Source organism: Amycolatopsis sp. NPDC054798 (assembly GCF_053611505.1).
In genome coordinates, this window is sequence record NZ_JBSHAM010000092.1 from 19,665 (window position 1) to 31,329 (window position 11,665).

At 70.0% G+C, this 11,665-nt stretch carries 12 protein-coding genes; 8 read left to right on the forward strand and 4 right to left on the reverse strand.

The genetic code is table 11. The features are described 5' to 3' along the window. Window positions 1-152: 152 nt before the first annotated feature. Entirely contained in the window at window positions 153-596 is a 444-nt protein-coding gene (locus ACWGIC_RS36695) for a VOC family protein (protein WP_452080533.1), read from the forward strand. Here the strand turns inward: ACWGIC_RS36695 and ACWGIC_RS36700 are convergent. Beyond that, the gene (locus ACWGIC_RS36700; protein WP_452080534.1) at window positions 569-2,011 is read right to left on the reverse strand and encodes a hypothetical protein; all 1,443 of its coding nucleotides are present in this window, start codon (window positions 2,009-2,011) and stop codon (window positions 569-571) included. The genes ACWGIC_RS36695 and ACWGIC_RS36700 overlap by 28 nt on opposite strands. Continuing rightward, window positions 2,011-2,631 carry a TetR/AcrR family transcriptional regulator gene (locus ACWGIC_RS36705; RefSeq protein WP_452080545.1) on the reverse strand — a complete coding sequence of 207 codons (621 nt, stop codon included), beginning with the start codon at window positions 2,629-2,631 and terminating at the stop codon, window positions 2,011-2,013. The genes ACWGIC_RS36700 and ACWGIC_RS36705 overlap by 1 nt, the downstream gene beginning before the upstream one ends. A 205-nt stretch (window positions 2,632-2,836) precedes the next feature. Between ACWGIC_RS36705 and ACWGIC_RS36710 the strand changes: the two genes are divergently transcribed. The 4 genes from ACWGIC_RS36710 to ACWGIC_RS36725 are packed head-to-tail and all read left to right on the forward strand — an operon-like array spanning window position 2,837 to window position 7,110. After that, a complete protein-coding gene (locus ACWGIC_RS36710; protein ID WP_452080535.1) occupies window positions 2,837-3,376 on the forward strand; it encodes a (2Fe-2S)-binding protein in 540 nt (179 codons plus the stop codon). Further along, a complete protein-coding gene (locus ACWGIC_RS36715) occupies window positions 3,373-4,380 on the forward strand; it encodes an FAD binding domain-containing protein (RefSeq protein WP_452080536.1) in 1,008 nt (335 codons plus the stop codon). The genes ACWGIC_RS36710 and ACWGIC_RS36715 overlap by 4 nt, the downstream gene beginning before the upstream one ends. Then, on the forward strand, window positions 4,377-6,485 hold the full coding sequence (locus ACWGIC_RS36720) for a xanthine dehydrogenase family protein molybdopterin-binding subunit (protein ID WP_452080537.1): 2,109 nt from the start codon (window positions 4,377-4,379) through the stop codon (window positions 6,483-6,485). The genes ACWGIC_RS36715 and ACWGIC_RS36720 overlap by 4 nt, the downstream gene beginning before the upstream one ends. A gap of 28 nt (window positions 6,486-6,513) precedes the next feature. Next, complete coding sequence (locus ACWGIC_RS36725; protein WP_452080538.1) at window positions 6,514-7,110, forward strand: gamma carbonic anhydrase family protein; 597 nt, start codon at window positions 6,514-6,516, stop codon at window positions 7,108-7,110. An 18-nt stretch (window positions 7,111-7,128) separates the two neighbouring features. Here the strand turns inward: ACWGIC_RS36725 and ACWGIC_RS36730 are convergent, their stop codons facing one another. Continuing rightward, complete coding sequence (locus ACWGIC_RS36730; protein WP_452080539.1) at window positions 7,129-8,049, reverse strand: AraC family transcriptional regulator; 921 nt, start codon at window positions 8,047-8,049, stop codon at window positions 7,129-7,131. A 118-nt stretch (window positions 8,050-8,167) separates the two neighbouring features. Here ACWGIC_RS36730 and ACWGIC_RS36735 point away from each other — a divergent pair, with 118 nt between their 5' ends. The 3 genes from ACWGIC_RS36735 to ACWGIC_RS36745 all read left to right on the forward strand — a co-directional run bounded on the left by ACWGIC_RS36735 (window position 8,168) and on the right by ACWGIC_RS36745 (window position 10,725). Continuing rightward, entirely contained in the window at window positions 8,168-9,097 is a 930-nt protein-coding gene (locus ACWGIC_RS36735) for a zinc-binding alcohol dehydrogenase family protein (RefSeq protein WP_452080540.1), read from the forward strand. Window positions 9,098-9,111: 14 nt separating this feature from the next. Further along, window positions 9,112-9,579 (forward strand): NUDIX hydrolase, encoded by a 468-nt coding sequence (locus tag ACWGIC_RS36740; RefSeq protein WP_452080541.1) that lies wholly within the window; start codon window positions 9,112-9,114, stop codon window positions 9,577-9,579. Window positions 9,580-10,374: 795 nt separating this feature from the next. Further along, a complete protein-coding gene (locus tag ACWGIC_RS36745; RefSeq protein ID WP_452080542.1) occupies window positions 10,375-10,725 on the forward strand; it encodes a MerR family transcriptional regulator in 351 nt (116 codons plus the stop codon). Between the two features lie 305 nt (window positions 10,726-11,030). On the opposite strand, the gene ACWGIC_RS36750 is transcribed toward ACWGIC_RS36745, so the two are convergent. Then, window positions 11,031-11,665: DUF6292 family protein (locus ACWGIC_RS36750; protein WP_452080543.1), on the reverse strand; the 635-nt coding region annotated here is incomplete at its 5' end.

Sequence of the window (11,665 nt, forward strand, 5' to 3'; positions counted from 1 at the left end):
CACTGCTCGTTCCTGGCGTCCAGGGGGTGCGATAGGGGTGCGTCCTGTCCACTGTGGAGGTATGCCGGAATCCGGCCGGGAATCACGACACAGGATGTCGTGATTCGCTGACAGGCTTGGCGCAGCAGTCCTCGGACGTCAAGGAGCATCGAATGGGATCCCGGCTCAACCCTTGCCTCGCCTTCGACGGCAACGCGCGGCAGGCGATGGAGTTCTACCAGGAAGTTCTCGGCGGTGAGCTGGAACTGGGCACGTACGGCGATTTCGGCTCGCCGGAAGCGCCCGGCGGCGACGCGGGCAAGATCATGCACTCGGTGCTCAACACTTCCGACGGCCTCACGGTGATGGCGTGGGACGTCCCGGAGCGAGTGCCTTACCACCCGGGCAACAACGTCGCGCTCTTCCTCGGGGGCGACGACGCCAAACTTCGGAGTTACTTCGAGAAACTGTCCGCGAGCGGCACCGTTACGTTGCCCTTGAAGAAGCAGATGTGGGGTGACGAGGGCGGCTCGCTCGTGGACCGGTTCGGCATCACATGGATGATCAACATCGCGACGGGTTCGCGGGTTCAGGACTCCGGGCCGGGTTCGAGGTAGACCGGCGTGGTCGACAGGGGAAGGCGCAAGGTTCCGTCGACGACGGCGGTGGGAACGGCGGCACCGAACACATCGACGGCGTGCGCTTCCCCGTGTGGCCACGGCCAGGTGATCGGGGTGGGCGGTGCGTCTTCTCCGGTGAAGGCGTCTCGCCGCTCCCATGCGATGACCAGCGGCGGGCGGTGGTCGCGGTCCACGTCGAACAGGCGTGCCTCGGGATGGCCGGGGACGTCGCGACGGCGCACTTCCCGCACCCCGGCCAGGAAGGCTGACATGAGCCGGAAAGCGTCCGCGGAGGGATACCGCTTGGTCAGCGCGCCCTCCGCGTAACCCATCAGCTTGTACTTGCCGAACATGAGATTCAGGACGTGGTCGGGCTTGCCGGCCAGGTCGGGTGCGAGATTGAAGCAGCACACCCGCTCGACGCCGCCGGCCAGTGCAAGCACGGCGCGCATGACAATCTCACGGCAGTTGATGCGGTGGCGTTTGCGCTCGAGGTCGGCCGGACAGCCTTCCATGAACATCTGGGTCTGCGGCGGCAGTTCGCCCATCCGGTCGTACAGCGCGCGCATCGTCGCGTGCTCGTCCTCGGTGTGCCGCGCCTGTTCGACGGGGTCGGCGGCCTGCACAGAGGCGACCAGGCTGTGCATCGCCCGCATCACCTCGGGCATCACCCCGGCGTTCTCGGGGAACTGGGTGAATCCGGGGCCGTTGCACTCGCCGATGAAGATCGGCCGTTCGCAGCCGTGCGTCCGCATGGCCTTCCGGAACCGCTGGATCGTCGCCGGAATCGTGTGGGCGTCGTGGTACAGGTGCAGATCGAGAACATCGAACAACCCGGCGCCGCCGCGCAGGAGGTCTTCGCTGAACGCGGCCCGGTCCTGGCCGGTTCGCGCGGCGGATTCCTGGTAGTCGCCGTCGAGGAAACCGGCCAGCACGATCTGCGCCGAGGGGTCGGCGTCCTTGACCGCGCGGCGGAAGACGGCCAGCTGGGCGAGGTACTCCGCGGCGGTGCCGGCCCAGAAGAACGGCCCGCTCATCTCGAATTCCATTTGCCAGTAACGGATCCGGCCCCGGCAGCGTTCGACCGCGGCGCGCACGAAGCGGTAGTAGCCGTCCGGGTCGAGCGCGAGGGAGGAGGGGATGATTTCGCTGGGAGTGCGGGTGGCCCACGGCGAACTGCTCGCCAGCATCACCCACGCCTCGTCGCCCGGTTCGAGCTGGCCGGCGTAGGCGTCGAGGGCGTCCCAGCGGTACTCGCCCCGCGCGGGCTCCAGCTGCCCCCAGTACAGGAACAGCCGGGTCAGCTGCGCGCCGAGCGCTCGGGCCTGGGGCAGGAACACCTCGGCCCGGTGCGACACCAGCCGGTGCTCCATGCCGTAGACCTGGCCCCAGACGACTCCGAACGTTGCCATCACGTCGCGCTCCCCGCCCGCGCGCTGACGGCGGTGGACGGCCGCAGCATCCGCAGCACGATCTCGGCGTCCGGGAACGCATCCCGCTGGCCGTCCGCCGCGAGCCTCGCCAGTCCCTCCAGCATGGCGGCGACCGCGGCGGCCAGCTGGTCGGGGTTTCCCGGGGCGACCTCCCCGTCGCGCTGGCCCTCGACGATCAGCGCGCGCAGCAGGCCGGCGAAGTCGGCGCGGCGCGCCTGGGCCGACGCCCGCAGGCTGTCGTCGGCTCCGCGCAGCACGTGGTCCAGCAGCTGGAAGGTCTGCGGATCCGACCGCCGCATCTCGATCATCCTGGTCACCAGCAGGAACAAGCGCTCGCCCGCGCTGACCGGGGCCTCCCGGACCGCTGCGAGTTCCTCAATTCCCGCCCGCACGGCCTGCTCGGCGATCTGCCGGTAGAGCTCGTCCTTGGACGGGAAATAGCGGTACGCCAGTCCCTGGCTCACCCGCGCCGCGGCGGCGATGTCCGCCATCGTCGCCCGTGCGCCCAGTGCGGCGAAGGCGGAGCGGCCCGCTCGCAGGATGTTCTCCCGCTGCCGTGCCGTCCGGTCCGCTCGGCGCGACTCACCTGAATGAACTATTCATTCACTTTAACACCGGTCGCTGGTTCTCGGGCCCCTAAAAAGTGCCGGAGGACTTCCTCGAAGCCCTCGTTTTCCGGCGTCGTCTCCGCCCACGACTGGGCGCACGGGTGCCGACGTTCGTTCTCCACGCCGACAATCTGCCGTCGACACCCGAAAGCGGCAGCGGAGGTTTGGGGCCGGGACGAGCGGGTATGGCGTCCGAATGCGACCAGGCGAGACGGAAACCGCCGGTGCGGTCCGGACGATCGCGTTGCGCGTCGACGGGACGGAGCACCGGCTGACCGCTGATCCGCGCCGCACCTTGCTGGACCTGCTGCGAGATCAGCTCGGGGACTACAGCGCCAAAAAAGGCTGCGACCACGGCCAGTGCGGAGCCTGCACCGTCCTGCTCGACGGCCGGCGAGTGCTGTCCTGCCTGATGCTCGCGATATCCTGCGACGGTGCCGAGGTGACGACGGCGGCCGGTCTGGCCGGGGACGGCGAGCTGCACTCCCTGCAGCAGTCTTTCCTGGAGCACGACGCTTTCCAGTGCGGGTACTGCACTCCGGGCCAGATCTGTTCGGCAGCCGGGTTGCTGGCCGAGTTCGGCGACGGCGAGCCCAGCCACGTCACGACGCCGGTCGCTGGCGATCCACAGTGGACTGACGAGGAAATCGCCGAGCGGATGAGCGGAAACCTCTGCCGCTGCGGCGCGTACCTCGGCATCGTCGCGGCGGTCCGCGAGGCAGGAGAACAGCGATGAAGCCGTTCGCCTACGGCAAACCGGCGACGACAGCCGAGGCGGTGCGGGCCGTCGCGGCGGAACCGTCCGCGATGTTCCTCGCCGGCGGCACCAATCTCGTCGACCACTTGAAACTCGGGGTGGCGCAGCCGGATCGCCTCGTCGACGTGACCGGCTTGATGTCAGCCGAGATCCGCGACGACGGCGACGGCGGGCTGGTCATCGGCGCTGGTGTCCGCAACAGCGACCTCGCGGCCGACCGGCGGGTCCGGGAGCGGTATCCGGTGCTGGCCGAAGCGCTCCTGTCCGGAGCCTCGCCGCAGCTGCGGAACATGGCCACTGTCGGCGGAAACCCGTTGCAGCGCACCCGGTGTGTCTACTTCCAGGACGTCACGACCCCGTGCAACAAGCGTTCGCCGGGTTCCGGCTGCTCGGCCATCGGCGGCTACACGCGCCATCACGCGATCCTCGGCGCGTCCGAGCAGTGCGTCGCGACGCATCCCTCGGACATGGCGGTGGCCATGGCGATGCTCGACGCGCGGGTCCGCGTGCTCGGCCCGTCGGGGGAACGGGAGCTGCCGTTCACGGAATTGCACCGGCTTCCTGGCGAGCACCCGGAGCGCGACACCGTGCTCGAGCACGGAGAACTGATCACGGACCTCACGCTGCCCGCCGTCTCCTGGTCGCGCCGTTCGGCTTACCGCAAAGTGCGCGACCGGGCCTCCTATGCCTTCGCGCTCGTCTCCGTCGCGGCTGGACTGTCCATTGCGGACGGAGTGATCGAGGACGTCCGGCTGGCGTTCGGCGGAGTTGCGCACAAACCCTGGCGCGCCCGGCGTGCCGAACAAGTCCTTCGCGGCGCCCGGCCCGGCTGCGACGTCTTCCGCACGGCCGCCGAAGCCGAACTCGCGGACGCCACGGCCTTGGACGGCCTCGACGGCGGGAATGCGTTCAAGATCCCGCTCGCCGCGCGCACCCTGACCGCGGTGCTGCGCGACCTGACCGCGGAGGAGGGCGGCCGATGACCGGACTGCTGGAACCGCGAGCGATCGGACGCGGGTTCACCCGCCGGGACGGCCCGGCGAAGGTCACCGGAACCGCGCCGTACGCCTACGAAGTCCCGGCCGAGGCGCCGTTGTACTGCCATCCGGTGCAGGCGTCCATCACTCGCGGTCGCTGTCTTTCGATAAGCACCGCCGAAGCCGAGGCGCTCGAAGGCGTCCAAGGTTTCCTCACTCCGTTCACTGCCGAACGTCTCGCCAACACCGACGACGCGGAGCTGGCGGTGCTGCAGGACTGCGAAATACCTTTTCGCGGCAGGGTGATCGGGCTCGTCCTGGCGGAGACCGCGGAGATCGCGCGGCACGCGGCGGAACTCGTCGACGTGCAGTACGAGACGGAACCCTTCGACGCCCGGCTCACGGCGGACGATCCTGGCCTGTACAAACCGGAAAAGGTCAATCCGAGTTTCCCGACCGACACGGCCGAGGGCGACGTCGAAGCGGCGCTCAGCGCTGCCGACGTGGCAGTGGAGCAGACCTACACCACGTCGATGTACCACAACAACCCGCTTGAGCCGCATACGACGACGGCCTTGTGGGACGAAGGCGTGCTGACCCTCTGGGATTCCACCCAGGGCGTGCATCCGGTGCGCTCCACCATGGCGAAGCTGTTCGACCTGCCCGCCGAACGGGTCCGGGTGATCTGCCCCTACCTCGGCGGCGGCTTCGGCTCGAAAGGCATGCCGCACGCCAACGTCGTGCTCGCCGCGCTGGCCGCCCGCACCGTGCCCGGCCGTCCGGTGAAGCTCGCGCTGACCCGGCAGCAGATGTTCAGCCTGGCCGGGTACCGCACGCCCACGATCCAGCGGGTGCGCCTCGGCGCCGACCGGGACGGGCGGCTGGAGGCGATCGGGGTGGACGTCGTCGAGCAGACCTCGCGGATCAAGGAGTTCGCCGAACAGACCGCGGCTCCCGCGCGGATGATGTACGCCGCGCGGAACCGGGCGACCAGCCACCGGCTCGCCAGCCTGGACGTTCCGGTGCCGTCGTGGATGCGCGCGCCGGGGGAGTGCCCTGGCATGTTCGGCCCGGAAGTGGCGATGGACGAACTCGCCGAGGCGCTCGGCGTCGACCCGGTCGAACTGCGCGTCCGCAACGAACCGGAGCGCGACCCGGAGACCGGCCTCCCGTTCTCCAGCCGGAACCTGGTCGAATGCCTGCGCACCGGGGCCGAACGCTTCGGCTGGGACGAGCGCGATCCGCGGCCGGGCGTCCGCCGCGACGGGCCGTGGCTGGTCGGCAGCGGCGTCGCGGCGTCGGTGTACCCGGCCAAGCGGATGCGCGGGTCGAGCGCGGCGATCCGGTTCGAGAACGGCCGCTACGCCGTCGAAATCGGCGCGGCAGACCTGGGGACGGGCGCGTGGACGATCCTGCCGCAGATCGCGGCGGACGCGCTGGACGTGCCCGTCGGCTCCGTCGACGTCCGGATCGGCGACACCGCCTTCCCCGCCGCCACCGTGGCCGGCGGTTCGACCGGAACCGCGTCGTGGGGCTCAGCCGTGGTCGCGGCCGCGCAGGCGTTCCGGGAAAAATACGGCTCCCGCCCCGGTGAAGGCGACGAGGCACAAGCTGACACCCCGGAAAACCCGGCCGACAAGCAGTACGCCATGTACGCGTTCGGGGCGCAGTTCGCCGAGGTGCGGGTCGATGCCGACACCGGCGAAGTCAGGGTTTCGCGGCTGCACGGAACGTTCGCCGCCGGGCGGATCGTCAACCCGGTGACCGCGCGATCGCAGCTGCTCGGCGGCATGATCATGGGCCTGTCGATGGCGTTGCACGAAAACAGCGTCCTCGACCCGCGGTTCGGGCACGTGGTCAACCACGACTTCGCCGAGTACCACATCGCGACCAACGCCGACGTCGAAGACCTGCGCGCGGACTGGCTCGACGAGCACGACCCGCACCTCAACCCCATGGGCAGCAAGGGAATCGGCGAAATCGGCATCGTCGGCACCGCGGCGGCCGTCGCCAATGCGGTCCGCCACGCGACCGGCGTCCGCGTGCGAGACCTGCCGATCACCCTCGACAAGGTGCTGCCGGGCCTGGAAGAGCGTTTTTCGGATGCGTGACTTCGCATGGCCGGGCTAGCGTGCGGCGATGCTGATCGAACACCGAGGGCGAACACCCGTAGTACCCGAATCTGCTTACGTCGCACCGTCCGCGGTGCTGTGCGGCGCAGTCGTCCTCGGCGAGCGGGCCCGGGTCCTGCACGGCGCGGTGCTCAGCGCGGAAGACGGGGAGATCCGCACCGGCTCGGACGTCGTGATCATGGAACACGCGCTGGTGCGCGGCCGGGCCGCGCACCCCGCGACGCTGGGGGACGCGGTCCTGATCGGACCGCACGCTCACGTCAACGGAGCCGTCGTCGAGGACGAGGTGTTCGTCGCGACCGGGGCGTCGCTTTTCCCTGGCTCGGTCGCCGGGGCTGGGGCTGAGCTGCGGATCAACAGCGTGCTGCACGTCAATTCCCGCCTGGAACCCGGCGCGGTGCTCCCGATCGGCTGGATCGCGGCGGGGAACCCGGCGGAGCTGTTTTCCCCGGACCGGCACGACGAACTGTGGGAAGTCCAGCGCGGCATGGATTTTCCGGGCACCGTGTACGGCGTTCCGCGAGGCGCTTCGATGCGCGAAATCATGTCCCGGCAATCCCGGTTCTACGGCTCGCACCAGGACGATCGTCTTCTGGACGACTGACCGCCCCGAGGCGTCCGGTCAAGGTTTGCGGGACGAGCCGCGGGCGTAGCGGCCGGGCGGGATCCCCATTTCGCGTTTGAAGGCCGTGCTGAAGGCGTGTTCGGATTCGTAACCCAGGGAGCGGGCGATCCGGCCGGCCGTGTCCGTGCCGGCGCGAAGCTTCTCGCTGGCCAGGATCATGCGCCAGCGAGTCAGGTACGCGATCGGGGTTTCGCCGGCGCGGGCGCGGAAACGCTCGGCGAACGTCGTGCGGGACATGCCGGTCAGCGCGGCGAGTTTCTGCACGGTCCACGGATGGCCGGGGTCGGCGTGCATGGCTTCCAGCGCCGTGCTCAGCTGAGGGTCGGCCAGCGCGGCGAACCAGCCGATGTCGTCGCGGGAACGCGTGGACAGGTAGAGCCGGAGCGCCTGGACCAGCATCATGTGGGCCAGCTGCTGCGCCATCAGGTCCGAGCCGGGGCGTGCCTCGCGGAGTTCCTCCATCATGAGTTCGATCGATCCCCGCAGCCGGGCGCGGTCGCCGGACGTCTCCACCGGCATCACGGGCGGCATGGACCCCAGCAGCGCCGGGGCGTTCGGGCTGGCGAACTCGAACCGGGTGCCGACCACGTACGCGTCGCCGCCGCCCTGGTACGTGACGACCCTGCCGCTGCGAGCCGGGCCGAGCAGCTCCGAGGCCAGCGCCGGTTCGACGTCCAGTCCGCTGCCGATGACGGCGTCGCGCCCGGTCGGCATGACGAAGCAGGAACCTTCGGGGAGCCGCAGGGGCTCGCCGTCGCCCTCGATCGTCAGCCAGCACGAGCCCTTGACGACCGCGTAGCACTTGATCTGCCCGGCCAGGTCGTCGAGCTTGATCGCCCACGCTCCGCCCGCGTCGACTTCGGCGGTGCTGAGGCTTCGCGGCTTGAGCAGCGACAGCACCTCGCTCAGCGGATCCATCGGCCCTCCGGACGATCGCGAACAAAATCAGGCTTTTCAAGCATAGGCCGTACGGCTGCGCTCGCTTAGGTTTTCGGCCATGACAGCGATCGGTTCGACCCCCGAAAGGATTCCGGAGATGAAGGCTGCAGTGGTCACGGCCTACGGCGCCCTGCCGCGCTACCTGGACTGGCCCGCGCCGCGGGCGACCGAGGAGCACGAGATCGTGGTCGACGTCGTGGCCGCCGGGCTCCATCCGCGCGTCCGCATGCAGGCGGACGGTTCGCACTACACGAGTTCCCCCGGCGAGCTGCCCCTCGTGCCGGGCTTCGACGGAGTGGGCCGCGGCCCGGACGGGAAGCTCTGGTTCTTCGCGTCCTTCGACGGCCGGCACGGCTCGATGGCGGACCAAGCGGTCATCGACACGCGCCGCAGTTTCGTCCTCCCCGACGGGGCCGACCCGGTGACCGCAGCGGCGACGCTGAACTGCGTGATCGCGTCCTGGCTCGCGGTGAAACGGCGGATCGCCCTGCGGCCAGGACAGAACTTCCTGGTCCTCGGCGCGACCGGCGGCACCGGGCGGATGGCCGTGGAAGTGGCCCGGCTGTCCGGCGCCGCGCGAGTGACCGCGGTCGGCCGCGACCCGGAACGTCTTTCCGCGATCCGCGGCGCCACCGCGACCGCCCTGATCGGCGACCCGCTGCCCGCGGACGTCGACGTGGTCCTCGACTTCCTCTGGGGCGAACCGGCCGCCGTGACGATGGATGCCCTGGTCTCCGCCCGCTCCGCCCCGGAGCGTCCGCTGACCTGGATCAACCTCGGCGAGATGGCCGGTGCCCGGGCAGCGCTGCCCGCCGGGGCGCTCCGGTCGTCGCGGCTCGAAGTGATCGGCAGCGGGCAGGGCTCGCTGACCGGTCCGGAGATGGCAGCCGAGGTCCCGGCGATCCTCGCCGAGATCGCCCGCGGCACCTTCGCCGTGGAGGCCGACCCGATCCCGCTGTCCGACGTCGAACGCGCCTGGGCGCGACCGGCCGACAGCAGCAAACGCATCGTCCTGACCCGGCCCTGAACCGGGACGGGGCGATGGCGGCACTTCCGATTCGCGATTCCGCCGGCAACGCGCTGGTCGGCTTTCACGCGGCCGCGGAGGCGGAGTTGGCGCACGTGAACGTGCCCGCGTCGTTGGTGGTCACCGTCCACGAAACGGCGGTGCTGATGATGTTCGACAGCTGGCGGAAGCAGTGGGAGCTTCCCGGAGGAAAGCGAGAGCCGGGGGAGACTGCGCGGAAGACGGCGGTGCGGGAGTTGCGCGAGGAGACCGGGATTCACGCCGTGGGCCTGACTTTCGCCGCCGTGGCCGAGTTCGATCTCGCGAAGCCGAGCCGCCGGGAACTCCTTGCTGTCTATCAAGTTCGGCTCAAGGCCGTGCCGCTGCTGACGGTGAACGCCGAAGCGCTCGCCTTCCGCTGGTGGCCGCCGTCGGAACCCGTGGCCGGGGACATGAGCCCGCTGGACGCGGAGATCGCCAGACGCGTGGTTCGTTCTCTGTGAAAGCTGCTTCCGACCTGGCACTTCCGCTTCTATCGTCCGCCACGACGAAAATCTATGCCCGCCGGAGTAGACATTCGACGCCAGGTGTGGGTAGTCTTCTGCTTGTACGGAGAAAGACAAGGTCAAGCAGGCGCGGGAGAGAACGTAACTGCCCGCGAGGTGAGACAGGACGGCCAGGCAAGCGGAGCCGAGCAAGACCAGGTTCCGGCTGATGGTCGGGAGCAGTGCCCCGGGGCCGGGTGGTGACGAGGTTCGGCCAGGCAGTGCCGGCCCCGGGGCGGCAGTGCCCGGCGCGGGCGGAGCAGGTGCGTCCGCGGCGGTCGGTTGTTGTGCAAGTGCAGTGTTGTTGTGCAAGTGCAGTGGCAGGACCGGTCAGGTGGCCGGAGCCGATCAGTGAACAGGGCTCCGGTCAGTGACCAGCGGCGTCAGCGTGCTGGGACCGATCAGGACGAAGGGTTCCCCGGCGGTGGCGTTCGCGGCAAGTGAAGTGGCAGTACCGAAAACCGCAGTATCGGAAACAGCAGTACCCAGTAAGTGGAAAACACAGGAGAGAAGGGATCGGGAGCATCATTGGATCGCCCGCAGCGGCAGTACGGCGCCGCGCGGGTGCCGCAGTCCCATCGAGTTCGGAGGTGGTGCTCGGTTACGCATGAGCGATCCCCGCGGGATCCGGCGAGGTGCCGGACGCGGGTGCAGGAAACCGGCGGTCACGCCGGCTGACAATGGTGAAACCCAACCCTTGAGGACCCCGGGTGCCGCGATGGCGCCCGGGGTCCTTTGTGATGCGGAGGTGGAATGATTCCTGACCAAGGAGGACCGGCCACGCCTGGCGGGGCCGACAAGTTCGACGACGAGCACTACCCGGCCTACACGATGGGCCGGGCCGCCGACATGCTCGGCGCCACCCAAGGCTTTCTGCGCAGTCTCGACGAGGCCGGCCTGATCGAGCCGCAGCGCTCGGCCGGCGGCCATCGCCGTTATTCGCGGTACCAGCTGCGCCTGGCCGCCCGCGTGCGGGAACTGGTGGACGAGGGCACCGCCGTCGAGGCCGCCTGCCGCATCGTCACTCTCGAGGACCAGCTCCACGAAGCGCAGCGCCTCAACGAATCCCTGCGCGGCGAAACCGACCTGAACAGCAAGGGCTGACTCGCCGCACTCGACCGGCTCGGCACGCGGCGCGGGAGCCGCGTGCCGATGTGCGAGCACCGGCGGACGGTGCGTCCGGGCAGTTCGCCCGGCAGGCTGCTGATCCTGAGGTGCGGTCGAGCTTTCACACCGGTCCGCGCAAGCCCGTGAGCGGCTGCGGACCGCCGGGTCCGATGTTCGCGGCTGGCTGCGTCAGCGCTGACGCAGCCAGGCGGCGGAGCGGTGCTGCCCGAGCAGCCGAAACCGCCCGGGCACAGAGCGCGACCCGCGGCGAGCGCGCGGTATCGCCGCCCGCGACGGGGTGATCAGGCCGGGATTCCGGTCATGTGCGCGGCCAGTTCCGCCCGGTCGAGCCGCGGCGGCACCGGGCTGAGCTGTCCGCGCCGGCGCCCGCGCAGGACGTCGGCGACGAACTGCGCGACGGTCTCCGGGGGAGGGGCGATCTGGCGGCCGAGGTGGCAGATCACCGGCGGCTGGTCGTCGCCGCGCGGTTCGATCGCGATGGACCAGCCGAGCCGTTCGTCCCACACGAGCATCAAATCCCGCTGGGGGAGATCGACCGTGCGGGCGGTGAGACCGAGGTACGCGGTCGCGGTGTCGGTCACCTCGAAGGTCACTGCCTCGGCGGGGACGCCGATCCGCTCAGCGACCTGGCGGGTGTATTCGGCGAGCGCGGACTCCAGGTCCAGGGCGCCGGTCTCGGCCGCGGGTTCCAGTCCGAGGACCGACAGCAGGAACATCTTGTCCTGCCGGTCCCGGGCCATCCGGGCGACCGCGCGGGCGGCGCGGTCGCGGTGTTCGTCGCGCTCGCGCAGCTCGTTGGCGTGGGAGGCGGCGAACCGGGCGGCCGGGCCGTCGGCGTGCCGCGGGGAAACGGTGGACGTCATGGCCGTCGCCTCGCGATCGGCCGGAGAGCCGGATACGAGGGCGGGGCGGCGGG